Genomic DNA, 26,457 nt, shown 5'->3' on the forward strand with positions numbered 1-26,457 from the left:
GGCGCTTCTGGGTTGTGCTGCACAGCGGCGAGGGATTCTGGGCGTGGGTCGATCAGGAGCTGGGCGACGAATGCCGGCACCCGATATAACCCACGGTGGTATAAGTGCCGACGGGGATTGCAGTGTCGCCGGGCGCTGCAGGCTTGAAATGGGCGCGAGGCCCCGCCGGGACGAGGCGCTCGCTGCTGCGATGCGGTGTCGGTGCGGCCTGCGCATGCCGTCGCCCACGGTGCCGTCGAGCGGAAAGGCAGCATGAGTTTCGTGGATTTTCCTTCAATCGAGTTGCCGCCTCCGCTGCTGGCGTTCTTTTGCTACGCGAGGCATGACGATGACAATGAGAGCGGCCGTGTCTCGCAGCTTCGCGGTCGCATCGAAGGCGAGGTTCGGGCAGTCAGCGGACGCGATTTCAGGATCTGGCAAGACACAGCGGATCTGAGAATCGGCTCGTCGTTCGACCTCGAGATCGGCTCGGTGCTTGACAGCGCGGATGCGCTCTTGGTGCTCGTGACGCCGTCGCTGCTGACGAGCACCTATTGCCGCAGGGAGATCGCGCGCTTCCGCAGTCTTCGACAGCACGAAGGCGCGCCGCCTCCCATTTTCCCAATTCTCTACATCGATGCGTTCGGCCCGCACATCGAGCACGATGCTGTGGCCGGCTACTTGAGGAGCATTCAATATGCCGACTGGACCGAGCTTCGCCATGAAGACCCGGACTCGAGCGGCTATCGGCGCAGCGTCACGCGGCTGGCGAATGACATCAACACCGCGCTCGGGGCCGCCGGCGAATCGGCTATCGGATCAAGAATCCCGGCTGCGCAGTCGGGCAGCGCCGCGTTGCGCACGAACAGCCCGACGAGCGTTGCGCCGGCAAGCGGCGCGGCAAGCGAGCCGTTGACGATTGACGGCGTCCTGCAGGCCGCAGCAGTGCGCCGAGACGAGATCGTCTCGCTGCTGTCCGCCGGCATCGAGAACGGTGCCTATGGAATCAAGAACGACACTCTCTTCGGCCCGTCAGCGTTCAAGGCCGACCTCAGGTCTCGTCCTGACAGCTGGTCGAACACGTCGGGCATTGCTGGCGCAGAGATCCGCATCGGCTACACCACCGCGATGTCGGGAAACCTTGCTGCCTATGGCCTGATCGCCGACGGTTTCAAGAATTACCTGGACTGGGTCAATCTTAATGACCCGATCGTCGTCGACGGAAGACCGCGCGAGATCGGGCTCGTGGTGCGGGACGACGGATACGCGGCTGTGCGCACCATCGCTCTGGTGGACCGATTGATACAAGCCGACAACGTCTTCTCGATCCTGACGCTCGGGTCGCCGAACACTCTCGCGGTGTACGACAAGATCAATCGCGCATGCATTCCCCATCCATTCGTGATGAGCGGTCATCCTGCTTGGGGAGATCCTGTGAATCACCCCTGGACTACCGGCCTGCAGATGTCCTACTCCACTGAGGCGATCCTGTGGGGCGAGTGGATCAAGCGGAACATGGGCAGCGAGCTGCCGGTGCGGGTTGCGGCGGCGGTGACGGACAATGACTTCGGCCTCGCGTACGAGCAGGCGTTCGACCGATGGGCGGCCATGAATCCGGAGATAGTGGCGGAGTTCATTCCGGTGCGTCACGATCCGGCAGCCGCGACTCTGCTGCCTGAGATGGAGATCATCAGGCGATTGAGTCCCGATGTGCACATTTCGATGACGGCCGGCAACCCGTGTCTGCTTGCTGTCCAAGAAGCCCATGCGAGTGGTCTGACCCACGACATCCGCGCGCGGGGTGGGGCCCTGTTCACGTCGTCGGTAGGAAAGGGAGTCGCTGCTTACATGGCCCCAGCAGGCATGGCAGGCGACGGCTGGCTGATCGTCGGAGGCGGCACCAAGGACTGCACCGATCCCGCGTATTCCGCCGAGCCGTTCATTGAGTTCGTCAACAGCAATCTGCGAAGCGCAGGACTCGACGCGAATCTCTCGCTCTATGGAGTGGGCTATGTGTACGCGTTTCCCTATGTGGAAGCGTTACGGGTTGCGGCTGATCTTCCCGGAGGCCTGACCCGCACGAACTTCATCCTCGCAGTGCGCGCCCTCGATATTGACCATCCGATGTTGATGGACGGCATCAAGTTCCGACTCGACGGCAACGCCGACCCGTTCCCCATCGAGGGATCGGACATCTCCAGGTATGACGCCCGCACCCGAGCTTGGCAAACGATCGGCGACACGATCGACGTGGCAGGTGACACGCAGAGCTGCCGGTGGGACCCCCACCACGGCGGCTGCCGGTGAACTCCAAGAAACGGAGTCATGCAGCATCGGCAGCGCTACAGGGACAACTGGGCCGTCAACCGTCGAGGGATCGTCCGCCGAGCCGGCCCACCGCGACATGTCGCCTCAGAACGACACGAGCTGGGACACTTGGCCGGCACCCGTGTCGGTGCGCGTGAAGTCGTGCAGTCGGGCCGCCGACCCCAGTGTGGCGTCGGCGGATCAGCGCGCTGCGAAGCGTGTTTGGCGGCGTGCGCTAGTGCCCGTCTCGGCGACCTGCTGCACTACGGGTCACGATCCGGCGATACAGGAGCCCCGCCCGCGTGCCTCCGTGCCAGGTCGGTGCGTCGCGAGGACCGTGCCAGCGTCTCGGCGCCAGTGCCTCGAAGATCGCTGCGGCGCCTCCCCCGGACTGTGGCCGCGCCGACTGGCCCTCCTTGCGGCACCAATAGCGGGCGACGATCGACTCCCAGCACAGATGCACTACCGCCGCAGCCGAGGCCCACAGATAGAGGCTCGTGTAGATCGACAGGATCCACAGCACGGCGGTGTCGACGGCCTCTGCAGGACTGGCGGTGCGAGCATCTTCGTCGATGAGGCCGAAGATCAAGCGATACGACAGCGCCGCGACCACGAGCGCGACTGGCCCGAAGAAGATCCAGGCTCCGACCGTGAGCCACCGTTCGCGGCGCAGTTCCCTGCGGAATCGCGCTTCTACGTCTTTGTGCGCCTCGAGGGCCTGGTCGCTGTGTTGGGGGACGGCATCGCTCACGCTGAACCTCTCGCGCAGCAGTCCCCAGTGGCGGGACGGCGCACGATGGTTCGCTACGGGGACCACCAGCCAGATCGCGTCGTATTGGGCGACCGCAGGCGCTGAGTAGGCCGTCTCGGCGGCATCGCACGCCCCGGCCGCGGCACGCATGGTGATGCGGCCAGGTGAATCGCGATCGAAGGTGGTCCTGTAGGCGGCGTCGATCACGAGGTGGCGAACCGGGGCGTTCGGGTTCAGCAGATCCGATGCCGAGGCGATCACGACGACGCGTCTGGTGCGCCCCTTGAGGCTCGTCGCCATCAGCGACCGCCTCAGGTGCCGACGGTTTTCGTTGGGATGCACGACTGCTTCGAGCTCGAAGTCGCCGACGAGCGGCGATTTGTCCTGCGCGTCGGGTTCTGAGCAGGGCCGGTAGTGCCATTGCGAGACAACGAAGGCGCCCTTGGGGGCGGTCTGGGACTCGACTGCGCTGAGCCGGAACTTGGACCAGAACTGCGGCCGACGCGGCCTTTGACGGCGCCGTCGCAGCGGCACTCGGCCCGACAGCCGCATCCGCGTCGCAAGTTCCTCGCCAGACACGCCCGCACATCGCAGAGCCGGTCGGGCGAGCACCCGATCACTGGGCCGAGCAGCGCCCCCGTTCGTGTCGGCACGCGGTCGGCGCCCGATGCCGAGGATGCGTCTCGCCAGCCGTCTCCCCGCCCTCGCAAGCAGTCTCCACGCCACCGGCAGCACGGACACCAGCGAGAGCACGCCGAAGAAGACCTGGACACGTCCAGCCGAGGAGCTCAGGTAGTCCACGATTCCGTTGTCGGCCATGCGCGCCCTTCGAAGGACAGTGCTGCGAGCAGTATCGCGACGCAGAGGCTCCGGCGAGGGGAATCAGCGTGCCGCCCGAGCGCACAGAGCCCCAGAAAACCGCGCCCCTGGGTCATCTGGAGGCTTCTGGTGCGATGGTGCGCTCGGGCTGCTGGCTGGGCTGCCCTTGCTACCGTGCTGCTCGTGCCGGCTTTGCTTAATCTGCTGGTGGCAGCACTCGACGTCCCCAGCTAGCGCCAGCCTGAGCCGATCCTCCGCCCATTCTTCGACAGCAGATAATGCAGCTTGAACCGAGACACACTGTCTCGATCTTCCGGCGTGGATTAGGGACCACTCCGACGCTTGGATGCGGGCACTCAGTGCGCAGTTCAGGATTGCGGCCTCATGTGTGCCACGTTGGTTTCGGCGAGGAGGCTGTAGAGAGCCTCGATGCCTTTTCGCCCGCCGCGAGCTGTGCAGTGGGTGAAGATCGTCCGCTGTTCGGCGCGCGACAAGCCGACGAAGAATGTTCGGATTGCCTCGATCGGGTCTTTTCCGAACGACCACCATTGACGATCGTCGAGTCCGAGGACGATGACGGTGTGGTACTCAAGACCCTTGCTCTTGTGGATCGTCATGAGCGGCACCGCCCCACGGCCTTCGGCTCGGTCGCACAAGTCCTCCCAGCCTTCGGCGCCGCCGACCACTTTTTCGAGTCTGGCCGTAAGCGCAGCGACCGTGTCTTCGAGGTACGACCGTTGTCGTTGGGCAGGAAACGCCGATTGGATCGCCGGAATTCCCAGGTAGGAGACAATGTCTCCGAGGGCCTGCCCGATGGCTGGTGAGTCCGGCGGGTTGCTGAGCATGCACCGGCGAAGCCGCGCGACAAATGCATCCAGTGAGCGATGCGATCGAGAGAGAGTCTCGTCGTCAGCGGGCCCATCATGCATCCGCGAGATCAGACCGGACGTGCGCATCCAGGCGTCGCCGTTACCGCCGTAGCTGGCGGCAACTCGGAGAAGGTCGAGCATCCCTTTGGCAAATTCGTCGGCCAAGAGATCCTGCAAGCGCACGGTACCCACCTCTTCATCGTCGTTGCGCAACGGAATGCCGCGCTGCGCCAGTTCTGCCTCGAGGCGCTGCTGAAGGTCGACTGTCTTCTGTCGGGCGAGGAGCGCATAGCGATCGGGTGAGCGGCCCGACGAAGCGGTGTCCTCGCTGATCCACTGGGCGACTCCACGCGCCTCATCGTCAAGGTCGTCGAAGTGCCAGACCACAACAGCATCGTCCTCGACGTCGGCGTCGACTTGGGAGACTGCCGGGCTCACGTCGTCGTTGAGGGCCTTGGCGACGACGTGGTGGACTCTTGTCATTGCAGAAGATGATCGGAAGTTCCAGTTGAGCTCGAATCGCTGTGCAGTGAAGTCGTTCTGGAATTCCGCGAACGCGTTGTCGAGGGCGCCGGCCCAGCCCATGATGCGTTGTTTGTCGTCGCCGACCGCGGTCACAACCGTCCGGCCGGACCCGAAGACCGAGCGCAGAAACGAGTATTGGGCGAACGTCGTGTCTTGGAACTCGTCGATGAAGACGAACGGATAGGTCACCAAGAGGGCGCGGCGGATAGCCGGATTGGCCCGAACGATGAGTTCGGCCAGCCGGTTGAGCATCACGAAACTGACGCGCTTCGTCTCGGTGGATCCGAAGCGCTGATTCCACCAGGCGAGCGACGCGAGTTCGCGGGCCGATTTTGCATTCGACCCGCCGATGGGCAGCGCATACGTCCCGACGACCTTGTTGACGAAGTTGTCGCGCGGAATAGCGGCAAACTCGGCCGCAAGCTTCGGATGTCTGGCAGCCAACCCGTCGAGATCCGGCGGTTCCCCAGATTCCCGGAGCGAAATCTCGTAGTCGCCCTCAATCCGCCACGGTTCGGGCAAGGCAGAGCGGAAGCGGTCGACCAAGCCCTTAGTGAAGGCGTCGAAGGTTAGAGAGTCGAATCGGTGAGTTGAGTCGGGCGTGCGGGCTCCTACTCGAGCGGCGAGATTCCGGGCGGCGTCGCGCTTGAAGGAGATGGCAAGAATGCTGCGGGAAGGTGGGCACTGCCTAGTCGAGAACAGGTAGTCGGCTCGCTGGGCGAGGAATTCGGTCTTACCGGCTCCTGGGCCGGCGACCACGAACGAAGAACCTTCGTGCCGCAGGGCGTTCCACGCGTTCGGCTCGAGTTGGTCAATGCCGACGGGCCGCCAGTCGACCGGTGCCACACGGCTCACTTCAGTCGCCGAGTGCTTTGGAAATGTGCGAGATCACGTGTCTCAACTCCTCGGGCATATTGGCCCGCAGGCTGGCGTCGTCGAGTCTGTGCAGCGCACGCAGGTGCGTGGTCGGTTTCGAACGGCCGAGAAAGAGGTAGCGGTACCACCGCATTTTCCGTTTCCAGCCCTTGTGTTTGTAGTAGTCACGGTCACCGTTCGCTCCGAGGACGGCATCGAACGCCTGCGTCTTCTTGGGCCCGGTCCGCCCGTCCTCGAGACACTTGTAGGCGTCGGGGAACGCGGTCAACATGGTCATGTCCAGGTCGAGCGGCGAACTGAAGAATGCGTCGTGCGCCTCCAAGGCCGCCAGCACCGCCTTGAGATCACCATCGTCAAGGTCGACGAGGTCCTCGGCGTTCTTGAACTTGTCGAGATCGCGAAGCGGGTCGCGGCCGATCGCCTCGAGCTGATCGCATGTCGTCCGAAGCCGTCCTTCGCCGCCGCCCGACCGTCCGCGATCAAGATCCAGAAGCGTCACAAACGGGATCCCGAGTCCGGACAGGAGTTTCCAGAAGTGTTTGACGTGGCGCCCACCGAGCGGCACCACCGCGACGAAGGACTGATCTATCAACGTACCTTCGGCCTGGGCCAACCTGGGGATCACGACTTGTTCGGAGCTCCCCTCGCAAAGGACGACGAACTGGGCGAAGTACAGCTCCGGAAAGGCCTGAACAGCCTCTCGAACGTAGGTGGCCTCCGCCTCGGCATCGGCGGGAAGCTCAAGCGGTTTGACCATTGCGGTGCGCGACTTCGAATGGAGTCGGAAGTGACGCACAGACCGAGGTTCAACCCGGCCGAGCACACTCGCCGAATGGCTTGACATCAGAACTTGTGCTCGCGTTTGGGCACCGATGTCGCGCATCTGGGAGATGATGCGCGACAGGAAGTGCGGCGAGAGGCTGTTCTCTGGCTCCTCCACGACGAGCAGCGTGAGAGATGGCAACTGCACGGCTTCGTCGTCGAACTCGTCGAGATATGCGCGTGAAGCGATCTTGCTCTCGATGTCGATCGTCGTCGCCGTCAAGGCAATGTGCAGCAGCGAGCGCTGGCCGTCGCTGAGCTGGTCCGCGGTTTGCTCGCGACCAGACTCGCTCGGCGCGAACAGGAGTTGTGCCTTGTTGACAAGCTGCACGAGGTCACGGTCGATCGGGCGAAAGGTTGGCTCCGAAGCGAAGGCGCCCTTGTGCAGCTGCGTCCAATGCTTGCTCAGTGCCTGTTCGACTGCGGTCACGACGGGTTCGTCCCGGAACTGATCACCGATCTCGGAGGCTGCGTCGTCAACGGCGGTCCGAAACTCTTCAGACCACCGTCCTGCTCTCCACAGCCGTGATCTCAGGAACGTCGTGAGATGCCGCGCGCCGTCTCGGGATGCCGGCACATAGACCATCTGTATCCGGCTGCGATCCAATGCCCTAAGCGGTTTGCAGTCTTCATCGCCATAGTCGCTGTCAAGTGTCTCAACAACGGACAGCGTTTCGGTCACTGTTCCTGCGACTGAATCGTCGTCGTTCCAGGTGGCGTCGAGGCGGAATCGGCACTTCACGTTGCCGTCGCAAGACGCTGCCATGTGCCGGAAGAACTCCGCCACCGACGCCGACCCCTCGTCCGGAGGTTTCTCCGTGCCGATGTCATCGACCCCGCCGACGGTGCCCGCACCGTCGGCCCCTGTGAGCTCAGGGAAGGCAATCAACACCTCAATCGAGAGAATTCTCTCAAGCGTCGCCTCCGGCTCGTCGGTCGGAACATGAAAGTCCTCGGGCACAACTTGTCGATCGCCGCGGGTGACACCGAATATGCGGCCCAGGGCAGCGAAGACAGCGGTCTTTCCTGTGCCGTTGGCGCCGACGAATGCGGTAAGGCCTGGGTTGAGGTCGATGGTGGTCGGCTCGGCCCCGAAGCAGCGAAAGTTGGTAAGCGTGACTCGTTCAATGTGCATGTACTCGATCCGTGTCGTTGGCCTGGTGGAGCGGTCGAGCCTATGCAGTCGCCTATTGCGCCTAGCGAGTTCACGATGAGCTGGTCCTCGATACGGGAGCAGGGGAGAGCGGACAGACCGTTGAACGTCTGACGCAGTGGTGGGACCTAACGCCCTTCTCGAAAATGGCTTCGGGCAACGTTCGCGGCTACCACTCCCAGCGCGCCGCGAGCTCCATCGTCCGCAGGTTCGTTGTGACCATTTCCGACTCGGAAAACGTGAGGAGGTTGTCGCCGACGAGCTCGTTGGTCAACACCGGATCGCTGTGGGTTGCCTCGCCGATCCGTGTCAGGCCGCCGTCGTTGGCCCTAGTTCTAAAACTGACGGAGGTTGTTGACACTCGGGGTTTCTCGTGAGAGGAAGTCCTGATGGACGATCGAGAGCAGCAACGCAAGATCCGGCATCGCCTGGCGGTGCTTCGCCACGCCGAGGAAGTCTCAGGCAACGTCGCGGCGACGTGCCGCTACTACGGGATCAGCCGGCCCACGTTCTACAAGTGGCGGAACCGATTCGACGAGCTGGGCGCCGAGGGGCTGCGTGACCGCAGCTCGCGACCCCATCACAGCCCGACCGCCACCAAGGGCGAAGTGGTCGAGCGGATCGTGCACCTGCGCCAGAACTACCACTTCGGGCCAGCACGGATCGCGATGTACCTCAAGCGCTACCACGACGTCGAGATCTCCTCCTCTGGGGTGTGGCGGGTCCTGCACCGCCTCGGGCTCGGCCGCCTGCCGGCGAACCAGCGCTACCAGCGCCACACCCAGCGCTGGAAGCGCTACGAGAAGCAACGGCCGGGCCACCGGGTCCAGATCGACGTCAAGCTCCGTCGCCCCCATCGACGGGGTCACGACCAAGCGGCACTACCAGTTCACCGCCATCGACGACTGCACCCGATTGCGAGTGCTGCGCATCTACCCCCGAGCGAATCAGCGCACCGCAATCGCGTTCCTGGACTACCTCACAGAGCGGCTCCCGTTCCCGATCGAAGTGATCCAGACCGACAACGGCGCCGAGTTCCCGGGCCGGCTTCCACTGGCATGTCCTGGACCGAGGCATCGGCCACGTCTACATCAAGCCCGCCACACCCAGGCTCAACGGCAAGGTCGAACGCTCGCACCGCATCGACGCCGAAGAGTTCTACCGACTCCTCGAAGGCATCACCATCGACGACACCGACATGTTCAACGACCGCCTCCGCGAATGGGAGGACTACTACAACTTCGAACGGCCTCACGGAGGCCTCGACGGCCAGACCCCCTATGAAAGACTCAAACAGAAAACCAGCCAACCCTGATGTCAACCGCCTACGTCAGCAGCACAGCTAGGTCGCGGCGGCGCTCGCCGTCAACCATGGTCAACAGGCTGCGCTGTTGAGTTGCCAAGTCGGCGGATTCGAGCTCCTGGCGCCTCATACCGCCCAAGTCGCGTCGGCAGGCGAGGGTATCGTGGGTTATGTCGGCGTTGAACGCATCAGATTCCGGCAGGCGTGAGCGGGGGATTCCACGGGCTCGTGCACTGCTGCTGATTGCGGCCGTCGTCGCGGCCACCTTGTTCGGGTCGGCCCGCCAAGCCCTCGCGGAACAACCCGAGTGCGGCGAAGTGACCATTGTGTGGGCACGCGGATCGGGCCAGCCCACCGTCTCCGGGCCAGATCACGACGCCTTCTGGGAAGGTCTGAGATTCCAATCCGAAATTGCCTACGGATTGCCGGAGTGGCTGTCGATCGGAGCCATCTACGAACTCGGCCGTGACAACGACGACTTTGGGATCAGCTACAGCTATCCGGCATACGAGCTGACGGGCGACGACGTGATCGCAGTCCTTCGCCAACGCGGCCGGCCGGCATGGCCTGCAGAGTTCATCAGGCCCGGCGGTTACGTCGATTCGGTGGTCGAGGGCATGCAAGAGCTGAGGTCTTTCCTTGTGCTGCGAGCGACAGCGTGTCCCGACGAGGTGTTCGTCCTCGGCGGCTACTCGCAGGGCGCTCACGTGGTCGCAAAGGCATTCAGCGGTCACACGTTTGAGACCTATCCCGCTGACGTTGATGTCGAGATCCCGAAGTGGGTGCGAGACCGCGTCGGCTTCGTTGCCCTGTTCGGCGATCCGACGCTGTTCCTCCCCAAGAGCTCCGAACATCAGACCGCACAGATTTCAACGGCTCCACCATCGTCTCGCCCGTCCGGTGACTGTGCCGAAGGTTCTGTGCCCTACCGCAGAGGCAATGTCTCATGCGAAGGGCACTTCGGGGTACTCGCCTTCTTCGAGCGCCGGAACATCTATCTGCCCGCGGACATGATCACAGGCCAGTACGGCTCCCGCGAGACTTCGCGAATCGGCTCATGGTGCGACATCCAAGATCCGATCTGCAACGGCTTCGATCCCGATCCCGATCACGAGATCAGCATCTTCGACGTGTCGGGCACTCACGACAACTACGCAGACCCCGAGTATCTGCCGGCGTTCGGCGATCGGAGCTGGATGGAGGAAGCCGTCGTTGAGGCCGTCGGCAAGACTGTGCGTCTTTGGTACACGACGTGGTGAACGGAGCCCAACCTGAGAACGCGCGCAGGCACATCGCGGCCAATCTCATGATCTGGGGTTTGCCATGACCGGGCTGCGCTCAAAGTTCTGGACACTGGGAGCAGCGGCCGCGTGATGGGCTGAGGCGCCTGTGCGAGTGTGGCGGCTGCGAGTTGCCTCCGGTACCCGACAGAAGGCTCGATGTTGATTCATCCTGGGACGTTCCTATAGATGTCAAGTGCGGGTTGTGAGGGTGGCGAGGTCGGCTCGCAGGGTGCGGTAGAGCTCTCGGGCGATGAAGCGTTTGAGGCAGCGGATGGCTTCTTTTTTGGTCTTGCCCTCGGCGACGCGGCGGTTGAGGTAGGTGCGGGTTCGTTCGCAGTAGCGGAGCCGGACGATGACGATCATGTAGAGGGCGCGGTTGGCGTCGCGGTTGCCGGCGAAGTTGAGCCGGTGGCGGCTGGTGCGCCCGCTCGACGCGGGGACCGGCGCGGCGGCGCAGAGGTGGGCGAAGGAGGCTTCGGAGCTGAACCGGTCGATGTTCTCGCCGGCGGCGACGAGCAGGGTTGCGGTGTGGTGGGTGCCGCAGCCGAGGCGCGACAGGGTTGTGGGCGCGGCGGCGGCGACCAGCTTGTCGAGGCGGCGCTCGAGGTCGTCGGCTTCTGCGCCGAGTTGGGCGATGCGTCGCGCGAGGCTGCGCAGGGCGGCTTTGGCGGCCTGGGCGGGGTCGGCGAGACGGTCGGTGTCGGGTCGCAGCCGGGCGCACGCGGAAGCTTTGCCCTCGAGGGTGCGGCGGGTGTCGAGCTGGGCGCGCAGCGCGGCGGGGGCGGTGACCAACAGGTCGCCGATCTGGCACAGCGCAGCCGTTCGGGCCTTGACGGCGCTGTTGCGGGCGACGCTGAGCTGGCGGATCGCCTCGACGATGCCGGTGGTGTCCTTCGCGGACGCGGTCGCTTCGCCCGAGAGCACCTTTCGTGCAGCGGCCTCGGCGTCGATGGCGTCGTCCTTGCCGCGTCGGGCGCGAAGGTGCCGGTGCGGCTGGTTGACCTCGATCACCCGGCAGCCGCGCTCGGCCAGCGAGCGGGCCAGGGCCGCCCCGTAGGACCCGGTCGACTCGACGCCGACCGCGGCGACCGGGCCGAACGACGCGAGCCACCCGTGAGTCGAGCGATAGCCCACACACGTCGCGGGGAACGACTCGGTGCCCAGCACCCGGCCCAGAGGGTCGAGCGCGGCGGCGACGTGGAAGTCGGTATGGCAGTCAATCCCGCCGATCACCGCCTGCTGTGAGTCTGGCATGCTGAAGTCCTTCATCTCGGAGCGGCTCGCGTGCCGGGACGGGACGGACATAACAGTGATGAGGCATCTGTGGGCACAGGTTCCTATGAGGTCACGTCGCTCGTTCCGGACCGGCCGCAGCTGACAAGTCCAAGGAGCCGGCCGACGACGACGACGAGTCCCAAGCAAGGCACCCGAAACGCTCGAGGCCAGTTTCGCGCTAAGTCAGACGCCGACGGCCCGCCCCCGGCGAACATCTTCACTGTTTCGCGCGGGGGCGATGCTGGATTCTGCTGTCATGAGCCATTGGGAGGCTTGTTGGCACCGAGGGGATATCCGGCAGAGTTCCGGCGGCGTGTGATCGATTTGGTCGAGTCTGGCCGTCGGGTCGCTGCGGTGGCGTCTGAGCTGGGGATCAGCGGGCAGTCGATCTATGCGTGGCGCCGTCAGGCGCGCATCGACGCCGGGGTCGAGCCAGGCATGAGCACCGCTGAGCACGCGGAGCTGGTGGTGTTGCGCAAACGGGTCCGCGAGTTGGAGACCGAGCTGGCGATCCACGCCGGGCGTCTGAGCTGGGTAGGGGGACGTCGACCCAAGAGGAGGTTCGCGGCCATCAAGGTGATGGCCGCGGAAGGACTTCCCGTCGAGCGGGCGTGCGCGCTGTTGGGCGTGTCGGTGTCGGGCTATTACGGCTGGCTGGGTCGCCCGCGGTCCGCGCGGTCGATCCGTCACGCCTGGCTGAGCGGGGTCATCGGCGAGGTTCATGCCGATTCCCGGCAGACCTATGGCGCCATTCGGGTGCATGCCGAGCTCACCTTGGGCCGAGGCATTGCGGTGTGCCGCCAGACCGTCGAGACCCTGATGCGGCAAGCGGGTCTGCGAGGTGTCTCGGGCCGTCCCACCCATCGCAAGGTCCCCAACATGGCCACCGTGTCGGATCTCGTGGACCGCGACTTCGCCCGGGCCGAGCCCGATCGGCTGTGGGTGACCGACATCACCGAGCACCCGACCCGCGAGGGCAAGGTGTTCTGCGCGGTGGTGTTGGACACCTTCAGCCGCCGTGTCGTGGGCTGGTCGATCGACTCGCGGCCCACCGCCTCGCTGGCGGCCAACGCCTTGGGGATGGCGATCGACAACCGCCGGCCGACGGTCGGCGAGACCGTGATTCATAGCGACCAGGGCACCCAGGCCGGATTCAACTGGTCGTCGCAACACCGGGTTGTTGGAGGGAGCGTAGGTGCTCGTTGAGGGCTTCGGCGGGTGTGCGCCAACCGAGGGTCTTGCGTGGCCGGGTGTTGAGGGTGTGGGCGACGGCGTTGATCTCTTCGGCGACCCATCGGGATAGGTCGGTGCCTTTGGGGAAGTAGTGGCGCAGCAGGCCGTTGGTGCTCTCGTTGGTGCCTCGCTGCCAGGGGCTCTTCGGGTCGGCGAAGTAGACCGGGATGTTGGTCTCGACGGTGAATGCGGCGTGGGCGGAGAGTTCTTTGCCGCGGTCCCAGGTCACCGAGCGGCGGAGCTGTTCGGGCAGTGTGGTCATCGATGCTGCGAGAGCGTCTTTCATGGTGGTGGCGCCGTAGCCGGCCAGGGCGGGGCCGTTCTTGGTGCGGGGGATGACGCCGTAGCCGTGTTCGCGTGGCAGGTGGATCAGCAGGGTGAACCTGGTGGTGCGCTCGACGAGGGTGCCGATCGCGGAGCGCTTCAGGCCGATGAGCAGGTCGCCTTCCCGGTGCCCGGGGACGGCGCGGTCGGCGGCCTCGGCGGGGCGTTGGCTGATCATCACCTCGGGTGTGACGTGAGCCCACGCCCTCTGGCGGGCCCGGGCTCGTGGGACCCGCAGGGCGCGTCCGCTGCGCAGGCATGCGACCAGCTCGCGCTGCAGCGCCCCGCGGCCCTGCACATACAGGGCCTGATAGATCGCCTCGTGGCTGATCCGCATGGACTCATCATCGGGGAAATCGACCCGCAGCCGGTTCGAGATCTGCTCGGGGCTCCACGCCTGCACCCAGCGGCGATCCCCACGGTGTGGCTTGTTGCGGCCCTGCCACGCCGGCCCTGGCGGACCGACAGCTCGGCCGTCTGGGACTCGAACAGCCCCCGAGAGCCGATCGGCCACGTAGCCGCGGAGCCGATCGTTCACAGCCAGCTTCGCCGGCTTCGGGCGGCGGGCGCGCCGCTCGGCGTGCCACTGCGCGGTCGTCGCCTTGTACTCCAGACGCCACGTTCTCGTCGACGCGTTGCGGCGAAGCTCCCGCGACACCGTCGACGGGCTCCGGCCCAGCCGACGGGCGATCTCGCGCACACCGAGGCCCTGAGCCCGCAACAGCGCGATCTCTTCGCGCTCGCCGAATGACAGACAACGGCCCGACACTGACGGGCACAGACAAGGATTCACCCCTCCAGCGCGGCGGAACCACCGGAACCCAACCGGGGACGACACCCCAGCCTCCCCAGCTGCATCCTCAGTCTTCGCTCCCTCGGCGATCGCCGCCCAGAACCGGACCCGATCCTCTCGCCATGCCACCGTCGGCCGACCCGGCGACGGGATCTGCCCCCGATACAGCTGGACCTCCCGCTGGCGCTCCCGAATCGTCGCCATCGCACATCTCCAACAACCCGGTGTTGCGACGACCAATTGAATCCGGCCTGCGACCCCGCGTCGGAGTGGGCAATCAGCCCGACCAGGCGGCGGCCGCCGCGTGAGCGTCTGGCCATCTCGAGCGCGTCGAGGACCATCTCGGTGCGCATGTGGGCTGCGACCCGCCACCCCACGATGCGACGGCTGAACGCGTCGACGATGAAGCACACATAGGCCATGGCCGCCCGGGTCGGGACATAGGTCAGATCCGTCACCCACAACGCATCGGGGCGAACAGCAGTGAAGTCGCGGTTGACCAGGTCCGCGGCCCGAACAGCGTCCGGGTTCTGACGCGGAGTGAACATCTTGCGTCGCCGGCTGACGCCGCGTATGCCCAGCCGGCGCATCAGCCGGGCGACCTGGTCCCGGCCGATCTCGTGACCGGCGCGCCGGGCGGCCTTCCACAGCTTGCGTGCCCCGTAGACCTTGCGGTTCGCGACCCACAGCGCCAACAAACTGAGCCTTCGTCTTTTTTTGGGATTCGGGCTGCTGGGTTCGGCGGGGTTCATGTTAGGAGGAGTCCGCGGGCTTCGAAGTTGGCGTAGTTGGTGAAGCCGTGGGCTCGGCGACGAAGGACTTGGAGCAGGTTGTTGGTGCGGTCGATGCGGCCGTTGCTGGGCCGCCCGGCGTGGTGCCAGTCGAGTATCTGGTTGTGCCACGCCAAGAACGTGTCGACGATGCTGCTGAACTCGGGGATGTTGCCGGTGCGGTAGATGTCAGCGAACCGGTCGAGCGCCTCGAGGGCGCCCTTGGGGTCGGTGGCGAGATAGAGGTTGTGCAGCTCGCCGAGCGCTTCCCAGGCTGGGTTGAGCCGCGGATGGGCGGCGAACAACGCGTCGAGGCGTGCCTGTTCGGCCGCTGCGAGCTTGTCGGGTCGGCGCATCAGCAAGAACCTGGACCTGAACACGTCGCGGTCGAACGCGGGCACTGAGCCCTCGGGGCGGCGCTGCACGTCGCGGCGCACCGCGGTGAGCCCCGCCGCGAACCAGCGGATCACATGGAAGCGGTCCAGCACATGGCGGGCGCGGCCGAGCCGCTTATCGATCGCGGCCTTGTACGCCTTGGAGCCGTCGGACACCACGACCTTCACGGCTTTGCACCATCGGGGCCCTTGCGCGGCCAGAAACCCCGACAGCGCCTGGGCATCGCGGTGGGGCACCATGGCGAGCACCTCGCCGGTGTCGCCGTTGACGATCACCGTCACGTAGCGGTGCCGCTTGCGGATCGAGGTCTCATCGACCAAGAGCACCCGACATCGCCGACGGCGGCGGCGGTCGGCGACCAGGCCCGCCCATGCGACGACCAGCGCGTTGACCAGCCTCCAGCTCAGCCCGTGACGTCGGGCTGCGGCGTTGACCGTCATCGCCCGCGCATCGGCCACCAGCCGCCGCGCCAGACGCGCCGTAATCGATCCCTCGAACGCCCGATGGTCCTCGACGAAACGCCGGCCGCACGGCACCCACACCAGCCGCCGCCGATCCCACACCAGCGTCACCGGCCGCCCCGACACCTCCAAGTCGCGGATCTTGTTGTCACGGCGGTCATGAACCTTCCCGCTCGGGACCCCGCAATCGGGGCATCCGGGGCGGCGCACCGTCGAGCACACCCGCACCACCAGCTCCTCCGGCGCGTCGACGACGACCCCCTCCACTTTGATGCGCGGCAGCCACAGCCGCACCGACATAACATCACTCGCCATCGAGGCCCTCCAGGGTTCGGCGTCTCCAAACACCGATCCCAGCAGGGCCTCGACCCCTACAAACGGACCCTCAACCCACCCTCATCCCAACAAAAGACGAAGGGCCATCTTTCGTGCGACCGCGTCACCCTTGCCCGTCACTGTCTTGAAGATCTCCTGGGGCTCCGAGGTACTCTTCTCATGAGCCGCTTGGTCGGCGAGATAGAGATGGGACCAGCCGTCGCGTAGGGCGTCCGCCATGGTTCGCCCACCGCTGTGCTGGTTCTTGAACGCGTTATACCGTCCCGTCGGGGTTCCGTCCGATGTGAGCATCCCGAGCGCGCGAAGGACCTTGACGAATCCGCGGTCGTTCGAACTTCTGAACCCCAGAGTGGAGCTGAGGAATTCATGGGTGAAGCGCGGCGGCGTTCCAGCACCACGCATCTTCTGAATGATGTCGTCGACATTGCTGACCGACGCCATGTAGGGCATCTCATCTGCCATCAGTTGCTCCTCCTAGGCGCCCACTGTATTCGGACCCTGTAACAACAGAACTTGGATGGTCCCTGCTCGAAGGGGCCAATGGTTCTCAGCAGGCGAGGCCAGAGGGGCAGCGAGGGATCAGCTCGGTGACGTGGTTGCAGTTCTCGACGGTGCGATTGTTGGTGGAGTGGTTGCGGCGGTCAATGGCGAATCTGACGCGGATGTCCTAGGTGGGGGCGACGGTGCGAGCGCTCACAGACGGTGGCGAATTCAAGGTGGACGGAATAGCTGCGTCCCACCTTGGGGCCAAGTTCGGAGATGACGTGGTGGTCGTGGCCGGCGTGCAACCGGTTCATGGTGGCTTCGGTGCCTCAAGCGAGGCCGATGTCGTACCAGCTAGCCGGTCATCGTGCGACGTAGTCGGCCCAGTCCTGCATGAGTTGTCGGCGCTGGTCGAATAGGTCGGAGCGGACGTAGGCAGCTTCGACACTGTTGCCTACGACGTGAGCGAGAGCTGCCTCACCGACCGCCCACGGAGTTGCGGTTTGCTCGATGCACCAGGTCTTGAATGCCGACCGGAAGCCGTGCACCGTCGTGTCCATTCCATGGGCGCTCAGCAGCTTGAGCAGTGCTTGCCAACTCAGTGGTACGCCCTGCCGGAGTGGACTCGGGAAAATGAGTCCGCTGCCTTCGTCCAGCGACTTGGCCTTTCCGAGCACATCGAGGGCTTGGCGGTTTAGGGGCACGCGGTGCTCACCGTTGGCCTTCATGCGTTCAGCGGGAATCGTCCACGTTGCGCTATCGACGTCGATTTCGGTCCATCGGGCGCCGCGGGCTTCACCGGATCGCACTGCGGTGAGTACTAAGAAGCGCAGGCACAGTCGCGATGCCTCGCTCGCTTGGGTTTGCGTGATCTTGTCCAGTGCTGCGGGTACCTCGCAGTACGGGAGTGCTCGCTGATGGTTCTTGACTTTCGGCATCGACGGAAGGGCGCCGTCAATGGCCTCTCCGGCCGGATTGGTCTCCACCCATCCGTGTGCCATGCCGTACTGCATGACCTTGCGGATGCGCTGTCGCACGCGCCGCGCCGTCTCCGGCTTTGCGGTCCAGATCGGCGAGAGAACAGCGATGATGTCGCTGCGCTGGATGTGTTGCAGTGGAACGTTGCCGATTCGGTCGAATGCGTAGCGCTCGAGACTGGCGAGCCATTCATTCGCGGCGTGCTTGTTGCGCCACCGAGGCAGGTTCATCTCGTGGACGACCTTGGCAGCGGCCGCGAATGTTGGGGCATCGCCGGTGCGTTCGGAGCCTGTCGGATCGTTTCCTTCGATGGCGTCAGCACGCATCTCTGCCGCCCGCAGTCGGGCATCGGCGAGGCTTACCCTGGGGTAGCCGCCTATCCCGATGTCGCGCTGCTTGCCGTCGAGGGTCAAGCGCACCACCCATGATCGGGTGCCGCTGGGCTTGACGACGAGCGTGAGTCCGTCCCCGTCCGCGTGCTTGCCAGGCGGTGCGTGTTGGACTGTCTTGGCGGTGAGGCGCTTGGAGCGTCGCACGAGTTCCCTTTTTCAGTTCCCTTTTTCTAGGGAACTGACGCTATGGCATGGGAACTGCCGAAGCAAGCAATTTGCCAGAAATGCTCTTTGACCTGCAGTTTTGGGAACTTCTGAGAATTCCTGGCAAGTCTCTCGGGTGGAGCTAGGGGGAACTTCAGACTCAACCCCGCCTCTGACCTGCGGAAACACAGTCCCCCCTCCGACACGAAGAAGCGTGGTCAGCCTCCGGACTCTCGAATGAGGCGTGACAGCAGCGCGGGTCGGAGCGGCTTGGTGTTGACGTTGACGTCGAGATCGAACAGAGCGTCGGCGACTGCGTTGACGAGCGCGGGTACCGCTCCGATTACACCGCCTTCCCCCACGCCCTTGAACCCGCCGACGGCATCGATCGAGGGAGACTCGATGTGGGCGATCTGGAAGCTGGGAACGTCCACCGAGCTGGGCAGGAGATAGTCGGCCAGCGTGGCCGTGCGGACCTGGCCGTCGGGGTCGTACACGAATTCCTCCATGAGCGCCTCGCCGATGCCTTGTGCCACACCGCCCATCACCTGACCGTCGACGATCATCGGGTTGATGACGCGACCGCAGTCGTGCACGACGGTGTAGCCCTCGATGTCGACGGTGCCGTCTCCGGCATCGACAGCCACCTGTGCAATGTGGGTGGCATTGGCCATGGTGACCAGGGGCGGGTCGTAGAAATCGGTCTCCTCGATGCCGAAGCTCTCGCCTACGGGCAGGTCGAATGTGTTCATCGCGTAAGCGGTCTCGGCGACTTCTTGGAACGAAAGGGCCCGGCTCGGGACGCCGGCGACGTGCAACTGGCCGTCGGTGACCACGATGTCTTCGGGCGTGGACTCGAGCATGGCCGCGGCGAGCCGCGCCAGCTTCAGCTTGGCCTTCTCCGACGCCCGTATCAGCGCGCCGCCGCCCGTGACTGCGCTGCGGCTGGCGAAGGTGTTCGTGCCATAGGGCCCGGCGGCGGTGTCGCCCTCGACAACGGTCACATCTTCCAATCGGGCCCCGAGCTCGTCGGCGACGACCTGCGCGAACGTCGTGAAGTGGCCTTGCCCCGAATGAGCGTGGCTCACGAAGGCCGTCACCTTGCCGGTGGGCTCCACCTTCACGGTCCCGCTGTCGAACCCGGGCAGACGGGTCAGCCCGCGGGCACGCCACCCTGGGGCGCCCGTCCCGCTCACCTCGGTGAACGTGCAGATGCCGATGCCTCGGTACTTGCCGTCGACGAGTCGGCCCTTCCTCTGGCGGGCGCGGAACTCATCGTATTTCGCCATCTCCATCGCTTGGTTGAGCGACTCTATGAAACTGCCTGTGTCGTAGCGGACACCGACGACGTTGGTCCACGGAAGCTCTGAGGTCGGCACCATGTTGCGCAGCCGGACTTCCGCCGGATCGAGCTCAAGCCGGCGGGCGATCCGGTCCATGATGCCCTCGATCGCCATGAAGCAGACCGGTTGGGCCACGCCCCGGTAGGCGAGAACAGGCGCGGTGTGGGTTGCGACGGCGGTGGCCGTGTAGGAGTACTCGGTGATGCGGTACGGCCCGACGATCATGCGGGCGCCGCCAGTGGTCTCCAGGGTGCAGCCGAAGGGCAGCGCTGAGTAGGCGCCGCCGTTGGTTCGAATCTCGGCCTTCAGCGCGAGGACGATGCCTTCGTCATCGATTGCGGCCTGCACCCGGTAGTGGTTGTCACGGGCGTGCACATCGGTGAGCAGGGCTCCGTACCGGTCCTGAATCCACTTGGTGGGCCGGCGCAGACGCAGGGCGAGCGCGGCGCAGACGAACTCTTCGGGGTAGAGGGCCGCCTTGATGCCGAATCCGCCGCCGACGTCGGGGACCACGACCCGCAGGGTTGACTCTGAAACGTCGAGGAACTCGGCCAGGGCAGTCCGCAGCAGATGGTGTATCTGGGTCGAGGAGTAGAAGACAAGGTTGCCCGCCTGCTCGGGCACAGCAAGACACCCTCGGGGTTCAATCGGAACAGCGGTCACACGGTTCGAGTGGAAGTTTTCGGAGATGACATGGGCCGCCGCTTCGAAACCAGCGGCCACGCCATCGGTTGTGAATCGACCCTCGTAGTAGACGTTGCCCGGCACTGTTGGATTGACCTGCGGGGCGGCGGGATCGGTCGCTTCGCCGATCTCGGTGACCACAGGAAGCGGCTCGTAGTCGACTTGGACCAGCTCGATGCCGTCTTCGGCGATGTACTGGCTCTCGGCCACGACCACGGCCACCGCCTCGCCCGCAAACCGCACTTCGTCGACAGCCAGCACGTCGCGGGTGTTGAGGTGGTAGCCGGGCAGCTCGATCTGAGCAGCGATCGGCTTCACCATGGCTGCCAGATCGGGGCCGGTGAGGACGTCGACCACGCCATCGAGCGCAAGCGCCTCGCTCACGTCGATCGACAAGATCCGGGCGTGGGCGTAGGGGCTGAGCACGAAGGCAAGGTGCAGGGTGTTGAGCGGCGCGGGCAGATCGTCGACGAAGCGGCCCTGGCCTCGTAGGAGGTAGTCGTCCTCTCGACGCAAGACGCTTTGGCCAACAGCGCCTTGGGGGTCGCTGCTCATGCTCGATGCCCCCCTCGCAGCTCCACCGCGGCCTCAGCTACCGCATCGACGATGTTGGCGTAGCCGGTGCAGCGACAGACGTTGTTCATCAGTGCCTCCCGGATGGTGGCCTCGTCGGGGTCGGCGTTGCTTTCCAGCAGCTCGACCGCCGTGAGGAGGAATCCCGGTGTGCAGAAACCGCACTGGAGGGCATGCTTCTGATGGAACATCTCTTGGATCGGATGGAGCTCATCGAGGCCTGCGAGGTCTTCCACGGTGCGGATGTCCGAACCGTCAACCGCCACAGCGAAGTGCAGGCAGCTGCGGGCGGTGCGGCCGTCGAGCAACACCGTGCACGCACCGCACACCCCTTGCTCACAGCCGATATGGGTGCCTGTCAGGCCGAGATCGTGTCGCAGGAAGTCGGCAAGCAGCCGCCGAGGCTCCACTCGGGATTGGTGGCTACGCCCGTTGACGGTGACCCTCACCTGGACTTCGTCTGTCATGGACCCTCGCCTTCCAGCAGGCCGCGTTCAAGCAGGACGCCGACGAGGTGTCGCCGGTAGTCGGCGTCCGCGTGGATGTCGCCGGTCGGATTGACTGCGTTGCGGGCCGCCGCAACGGCGGCTGCGATGGCCGCTGGGCCGAGGTCGGAGCCGACCAGCGCGCCCTCGGCGTCGATCAAACGCTGGGCCACCGACCCAACGCCGAACGCCGCGATGCGTGCCATCGTGCAGACGCCGTCCACGCTGGCCCACCGCAGTGCCACCCCGCCCACCGGGAACACGTGGCCCCCGTTCGAGACTTCAGCCACGGCGCTTCGCTCGCTTGGATCCTGGCGTTTGAACGTGACCGCCGAAACGACCTCACCTGTCTCGATGCTGGTGGTCATGTCAGCTACGAGGAAGTCGTGGGCCGGAACCCGACGTTCGCCGGCGGCACTCGTGAGCACCAGATCGGCCTCCAACGCGAGCGCAACGGCCGGCAACTCGGCTAGCGGGTCGCAGTGGGCCAGACTGCCGCAGACGGTGCCACGGTTGCGCGTGGCGGGCAGCCCGACGTGGGGGAGCGCCTTGGCCAACAGCGGGCACTCGGCTTCGACCAGCGGGTCGGTCTCGGCGTCGATCTGGCGCACGAGCGCACCGACGACGAGGCGATCGTTCGAGACAGCGATGTAGTCAAGCTCGTGACAGCGGTTGATCGACACGAGCACCTCGGGTCGGGCCAGCCGGAGATTCATGAGCGGAACCAGGCTCTGGCCGCCTGCAAGGATCCGGGCGTCATCGCCGTGCTCGGCCAGGGCTCGGACTACCGCTTCGAGCGACTCGGGAGCAACAAACGAGAACGGTGCGGGTTTCATGGAGACTCAGCCGACGACGGGCCGCAGCTCGGCTGCGAGAGCCACCAACGACTCAGGGCCCACGATCGCACCGTCTTCGACGACACGTCGACCATCGATGTCGATCGTGTGCAAGAACAAGACAGCGTCAGGGTGGTTCTCACCACCACCGGGGTCCCACCACGGCATGCCCATGCCGATGGCGTTGTTGCCCTGGGCGCGTGTGTCCTCGATGAACGAGTCGCCGGTGACGCGGGCCGTGGGATGGATGCCGTGGGTGAAGTGAATGACATACCCGTAGTCGCCGTCCGAACCTGCCCGCCGCAGCGCTCGGTCGGCGACAAATCGCTCATTGCCTCCGCCCGCAATGGCCCGAATGCGGCCATCGATCTCGAGGGTCATGGGTGCAGCGAGCGATGTGTAGTACTCGTGGAAGATGGCGCCGACCTCGATGCGCCCCTTGACCGTTTCGACATCGGGGAACAACGTGCATTGCCCAGGCACCAAGACCGTCCCTGGCTTGTCAGCTCGTCGCGGCTTGGAGAATCCACGCTGACCGAGAATGAAGCTCACGTCGGTGCCAGCGTTGTCCGTGATGCGCACGGTCTTGCCGACCGCTTCGTTCACCAGCGCGTCGAAGGCATGGTGTACCGCGAAGTAGCGGTCTAGATCGACCTGCCCAAACAGCCTCAACAGGCCCCCGGCGTTCAGGTCGGCACCCAGCAGATAGCGGATGTGTTCGCCCTCCATCGCCTGATCGTGAAGCTCCGAGCCAGCGAGGTAGGGGAACGTGAAATCAATCCACACATCTGCAGCCAGCGCTGCGGCCGAAACCGCCGGAGTGAGGTACGGGTCGGCAAGGCGGCCTTGATACGGAAGCGGCGGGATCAACAGGACCGATGCATTGGCACCGGCGAGCAGTGATGCTTGGAGCACCGCCTGCCACACCACCTCGTCGCTGTCGGTGTCGGCGGTGATCAGGACGGTCTCGTTCGGCTCCAATGCCATGTAGTCGCGCATCAGCACGTCCGCTGCGCCGGCAACAGTGGCTGTCATGGGGTCGCTCCACCGATCACGCGGTCCAGATAGCCGTTGAGGAAGTTGTGAACGCCCTTCTCCAGGGTGCTCATACGCCCCGGCCGGTAGGCGGGTGAACTCATCGCCTGTTGCATCGACTCGATCATGATTCGGTCTTCTTCGAGTACCAGGATCTGAAAGTCGTGGTAGATCTTCAGCGTCTCAGCGAAGTCCGGCCTGTCGAAGAATTCCTCGGGAAACAGGTGGTAGATGACCACCCGGGTGCGGCCCTCGTCGATCGGCCACGCGATCATCGGCCGAATGCAATCGATGCGGCCGAAAAACGTCAGGTTGGGCGAAGTGAACGCAGTACAGGCGAAACTGTGCGGCCTGTCGGTAAGCCACGGCATCTTGCCGAGCAGTGGCTCGGCCCCCGGCGTGGGAGGGCCGGCATCGTAGAAGATCGAAAGACCGCCGTCGGGTTTGACGTTCACGTGGTCGGGCTCGAACTTGAAGTTGGCGCCGAAGCTGTCCGCGTGCAGCACCCCGACGTGGTAGAAGTCCATCAAGTTCTCGTGTATGAACTTCCAGTTGCACGCGAGGTCGATTTCGAGCTTGTTACCCAGGCGGCATTTCTCCCACCCGAGGAAAGAGAACTCCTCGTCGATCCCGGCCATCGCATCAGCCAGCGGTCCGGCATCGTGATCGAAGTTGATGAAGATGTTGCCCCGCCAGACGTCGAGCCGCAGTGGTGTCAGGGCGCAATCGGCGACGTCGAAACCCTTGGTCTCCGCCATGTAGGCGGCGCCCTTCAGCTGGCCGTCAAGGCCGTATACCCAGCCGTGGTACGGGCAGCTGAATGCCTTGAGATTGCCCGATCCGTACGCAACCTCGACACCTCGGTGGACGCACATGTTGTAGTTGGCGTGTAGCTGACCGTCGCGATCGCGCGAGAGCAGTACGGGCTCGCCGACCAGGCGCAGCGCCATGTAGTCACCCGGATCGGCCAGCTCCTCGACCCGTCCTACGTAGAGCCACTCGCGTTTGAAATACTCGGCCACCTCGCGACGGAAGATCTCCGGGCTGGCATAGATCGCGCCCGGCGCATGGGTCGCCTGGTCCAACGCGACCTTGGTCCCTGCCGGATCTATCTCGGACGAATCTGACATCGCGTCCCCCCCATTCCCCACGGTTCCGCAATGCGGAATTCACGCCGCTATCGGAAACTTAGTAGGGCATCAGCTTGACCGTGATGGCGAGTGCCGCTCCCACCGTCCGGGCCCTGCGGGCAGTCGGTCGTCGCGCTGCGAAGCGAGCGTAAGCCCCTGGCTCGGTTGCTCAGGTGACCCGAGGAAGTGCGAGGCAGTTCACACCGCTACTGGGTAGGAGAGGAATCCTCTGTGGCGAGCGCGCGGTCGGCGCACGAGCTGAGCAGCTGGGCGCAGGTATGGGATCGGCAACGCGCACCTGTCGGGACGTGTCAGGCCATGGTGAGGCCGGGGTAGCCGTTCGCAGCAAGCTCGGTGACCTTGGCGGTGTAGCGGGTGGCCCCGCCGAAGTAGGCCTGATAGCGGACGTTGCCTTCCTCGTGACCGGCGACATTGGAGTTGTAGCCGGTGAACCAGCCCTTGCTGCGCCGGAACAGCAGCCGTTCGTGGAACCGCATCACCTCGTCCACCCATTCCTGCTCGGCCTCGGGCTGCGCCTCCACCCGGCTGTATCCGTGCTCGCGCACGTATTCGAGCAATCCCGTCACCCAGTCGACGCCGCCCTCGATGGCCCGTGGGAAGTTGGTGGAGCCCGACACGCTCTGGGGTCCGGCCACCATCGCCATGTTGGGGAAGCCGTGCGACAGCAGGCCGCAGTAGGTGCTGGGGCCGTTACGCCATTTCTCGCCGAGTGTGGTGCCGTTGACGCCGCGGATGTCCACCCGGTCGAATGCCCCGGTGATGGCGTCGAAGCCGGTGGCGTAGACGATCAGGTCCAGGTCGTATTGGCGGTCGGTGGTTTGGATGCCAGTTGCGGTCAGGCGCTCGATGGGTGTCTCCGAGAGGTCCACCAACTCGACGTTGGGGTTGTTGTAGGCCTCGAAGTAGTCGGTTTCCAGCGGCAGCCGCTGCAGACCGAAGCCGTGGTCGGTGGGGATGAGCTTCTCCGCCACGGCAGGGTCGTGGACTCGCTGGCGGATCCGCTCGGCGATGTACTCCGACATCTCCCGGTTCGCGGCCTCGTCCACGAAGATCTCAGCGAAGTTGCCCGCCAGGATGGCGAAACCAGACCGGGTGTACAGCTCATCCCACAGCTCGCGGCGCTCGTCGGCGGTCATGTCCCAGAATCCCCAGCGAGGTACGTGCTCGAAGCCTTGGGGCGAGGCAGCGCAGTTGGCGAAGATCTCGTCGTAGCGATCGCGGATTGCGTCCATCTCTGCTTCGGAGATGGGGGAGTTGTTCAGCGGCGTGCTCCAGTTGGGCCGGCGCTGGAACACCTTGAGCTCGCTGACCTTGTCTGCGATCTCGCCGATCACCTGAATGCCGGTGGCCCCGGTGCCGATGACGCCGACGCGCTGCCCGGCGAGCTCCACGGGTTCGTTGGGCCAGAAGAACGTGTGAAATGACGGGCCTTCGAACTCGTCCATGCCGGGGTAGGCGGGCAGGGTCGGTGCCGACAGCGGACCGAGGCTGGTGACCACGAAGCGAGCGTTGTGGGTGTCGCCGTCGGCGAGCGAGAGGTGCCAGCTGCGCTCGCTCTCGTCCCACGCCATGCGTTCGACCCGCTTGCCGAAGCGCATGTGGCGACGCAAGTCGAACTTGTCGGCCACGTAGTTCAGGTAGCGCAGGTTCTCGGGCTGGGAGCTGAAGCGCTCCTTCCAGTGCCATTCGTCCAGCAGTTCTTTGGAGAACGAGTAGCCGTAGGTGTAGCTCTCGGAGTCGAACCGGCAGCCCGGGTAGCGGTTGCGGTACCAAGTGCCGCCGAGATCGCCCTCGGCTTCGAGGACCACGGCGTCGATTCCGAGGTCCACCAGGCGCTTGATCTGGTAGATGCCTGACACCCCGGCACCCAGCACCACTACTTCGCTCTGGCGAGAATCGCTCACGGCTGTCCCTTCGATCGCCTGCCCGGCAGTATGGCGGCGCCAGATCAACGGGTGCTCGCCGAGCACATTCGATCTGTTCCTGGACGGGTGGCGACTTCGATGGCGGCCACGCCGACAAGCCGCAGACGATGACCTCTCGCCGAGCGTACGCCGTGATATGTACGTATAATACGT

The 26,457-nt window shown here is 65.0% G+C and carries 18 protein-coding genes and 2 pseudogenes; 4 read left to right on the forward strand and 16 right to left on the reverse strand.

Annotation, left to right across the window (positions count from 1 at the left end; genetic code table 11):
• The first annotated feature begins 261 nt into the window (after positions 1 to 261).
• Positions 262 to 2,286, forward strand: coding sequence for an ABC transporter substrate-binding protein (locus ACOCMM_RS09140; protein WP_419552850.1), 2,025 nt, complete (start codon positions 262 to 264; stop codon positions 2,284 to 2,286).
• 235 nt (positions 2,287 to 2,521) lie between these two features.
• Here ACOCMM_RS09140 and ACOCMM_RS09145 read toward each other — a convergent pair whose 3' ends face one another.
• The 4 genes from ACOCMM_RS09145 to ACOCMM_RS09160 all read right to left on the reverse strand — a co-directional run bounded on the left by ACOCMM_RS09145 (position 2,522) and on the right by ACOCMM_RS09160 (position 8,462).
• Positions 2,522 to 3,856, reverse strand: a complete 1,335-nt coding sequence (locus ACOCMM_RS09145) for a hypothetical protein (protein WP_419552851.1) — start codon at positions 3,854 to 3,856, stop codon at positions 2,522 to 2,524.
• A gap of 368 nt (positions 3,857 to 4,224) precedes the next feature.
• Positions 4,225 to 6,096 carry a UvrD-helicase domain-containing protein gene (locus ACOCMM_RS09150; RefSeq protein ID WP_419552852.1) on the reverse strand — a complete coding sequence of 624 codons (1,872 nt, stop codon included), beginning with the start codon at positions 6,094 to 6,096 and terminating at the stop codon, positions 4,225 to 4,227.
• 10 nt (positions 6,097 to 6,106) lie between these two features.
• A complete protein-coding gene (locus tag ACOCMM_RS09155; RefSeq protein WP_419552853.1) occupies positions 6,107 to 8,083 on the reverse strand; it encodes an ATP-dependent nuclease in 1,977 nt (658 codons plus the stop codon).
• A gap of 187 nt (positions 8,084 to 8,270) precedes the next feature.
• Entirely contained in the window at positions 8,271 to 8,462 is a 192-nt protein-coding gene (locus ACOCMM_RS09160; protein ID WP_419552854.1) for a hypothetical protein, read from the reverse strand.
• 28 nt (positions 8,463 to 8,490) lie between these two features.
• Between ACOCMM_RS09160 and ACOCMM_RS09165 the strand changes: the two are divergent.
• Positions 8,491 to 9,416, forward strand: a pseudogene (locus ACOCMM_RS09165) (IS481 family transposase).
• Between the two features lie 158 nt (positions 9,417 to 9,574).
• Entirely contained in the window at positions 9,575 to 10,663 is a 1,089-nt protein-coding gene (locus ACOCMM_RS09170) for a cutinase family protein (protein ID WP_419552855.1), read from the forward strand.
• Positions 10,664 to 10,876: 213 nt separating this feature from the next.
• Here the strand turns inward: ACOCMM_RS09170 and ACOCMM_RS09175 are convergent, their stop codons facing one another.
• Complete coding sequence (locus ACOCMM_RS09175; RefSeq protein WP_419552856.1) at positions 10,877 to 11,941, reverse strand: IS110 family transposase; 1,065 nt, start codon at positions 11,939 to 11,941, stop codon at positions 10,877 to 10,879.
• Between the two features lie 297 nt (positions 11,942 to 12,238).
• Between ACOCMM_RS09175 and ACOCMM_RS09180 the strand changes: the two genes are divergently transcribed.
• A complete protein-coding gene (locus ACOCMM_RS09180) occupies positions 12,239 to 13,168 on the forward strand; it encodes an IS3 family transposase (protein WP_419552857.1) in 930 nt (309 codons plus the stop codon).
• Here the strand turns inward: ACOCMM_RS09180 and ACOCMM_RS09185 are convergent.
• The 11 genes and pseudogenes from ACOCMM_RS09185 to ACOCMM_RS09235 form a co-directional block, all read right to left on the reverse strand.
• Positions 13,116 to 14,516 carry an IS30 family transposase gene (locus ACOCMM_RS09185; RefSeq protein ID WP_419552858.1) on the reverse strand — a complete coding sequence of 467 codons (1,401 nt, stop codon included), beginning with the start codon at positions 14,514 to 14,516 and terminating at the stop codon, positions 13,116 to 13,118. The two genes, ACOCMM_RS09180 and ACOCMM_RS09185, sit on opposite strands and share 53 nt — an antisense overlap.
• Before the next feature lie 47 nt (positions 14,517 to 14,563).
• Positions 14,564 to 15,001: pseudogene (locus ACOCMM_RS09190) on the reverse strand (DDE-type integrase/transposase/recombinase); the annotation flags it as partial.
• 59 nt (positions 15,002 to 15,060) lie between these two features.
• Positions 15,061 to 16,254, reverse strand: coding sequence for an ISL3 family transposase (locus ACOCMM_RS09195; protein ID WP_419552859.1), 1,194 nt, complete (start codon positions 16,252 to 16,254; stop codon positions 15,061 to 15,063).
• 81 nt (positions 16,255 to 16,335) lie between these two features.
• Positions 16,336 to 16,737, reverse strand: a complete 402-nt coding sequence (locus ACOCMM_RS09200) for a DUF5343 domain-containing protein (RefSeq protein WP_419552860.1) — start codon at positions 16,735 to 16,737, stop codon at positions 16,336 to 16,338.
• 383 nt (positions 16,738 to 17,120) lie between these two features.
• Positions 17,121 to 18,272 (reverse strand): tyrosine-type recombinase/integrase, encoded by a 1,152-nt coding sequence (locus ACOCMM_RS09205; RefSeq protein WP_419552861.1) that lies wholly within the window; start codon positions 18,270 to 18,272, stop codon positions 17,121 to 17,123.
• A 218-nt stretch (positions 18,273 to 18,490) separates the two neighbouring features.
• Positions 18,491 to 20,854 (reverse strand): xanthine dehydrogenase family protein molybdopterin-binding subunit, encoded by a 2,364-nt coding sequence (locus tag ACOCMM_RS09210; RefSeq protein ID WP_419552862.1) that lies wholly within the window; start codon positions 20,852 to 20,854, stop codon positions 18,491 to 18,493.
• Positions 20,851 to 21,339: a (2Fe-2S)-binding protein gene (locus ACOCMM_RS09215; protein WP_419552863.1), complete on the reverse strand. Its 489-nt coding sequence runs from the start codon at positions 21,337 to 21,339 to the stop codon at positions 20,851 to 20,853. The genes ACOCMM_RS09210 and ACOCMM_RS09215 overlap by 4 nt, the downstream gene beginning before the upstream one ends.
• Positions 21,336 to 22,193, reverse strand: a complete 858-nt coding sequence (locus ACOCMM_RS09220) for an FAD binding domain-containing protein (protein WP_419552864.1) — start codon at positions 22,191 to 22,193, stop codon at positions 21,336 to 21,338. The genes ACOCMM_RS09215 and ACOCMM_RS09220 overlap by 4 nt, the downstream gene beginning before the upstream one ends.
• Before the next feature lie 6 nt (positions 22,194 to 22,199).
• Positions 22,200 to 23,228: a hypothetical protein gene (locus tag ACOCMM_RS09225; RefSeq protein WP_419552865.1), complete on the reverse strand. Its 1,029-nt coding sequence runs from the start codon at positions 23,226 to 23,228 to the stop codon at positions 22,200 to 22,202.
• Positions 23,225 to 24,358: an aromatic ring-hydroxylating oxygenase subunit alpha gene (locus ACOCMM_RS09230; protein ID WP_419552866.1), complete on the reverse strand. Its 1,134-nt coding sequence runs from the start codon at positions 24,356 to 24,358 to the stop codon at positions 23,225 to 23,227. Before ACOCMM_RS09230 ends, ACOCMM_RS09225 begins: the two co-directional genes overlap by 4 nt.
• Before the next feature lie 311 nt (positions 24,359 to 24,669).
• Positions 24,670 to 26,283 carry a flavin-containing monooxygenase gene (locus tag ACOCMM_RS09235; protein WP_419552867.1) on the reverse strand — a complete coding sequence of 538 codons (1,614 nt, stop codon included), beginning with the start codon at positions 26,281 to 26,283 and terminating at the stop codon, positions 24,670 to 24,672.
• Positions 26,284 to 26,457 lie beyond the last annotated feature (174 nt).

The sequence above is a fragment of the Candidatus Poriferisodalis sp. genome (assembly GCF_965198245.1).
GTDB lineage: Bacteria > Actinomycetota > Acidimicrobiia > Acidimicrobiales > Poriferisodalaceae > Poriferisodalis.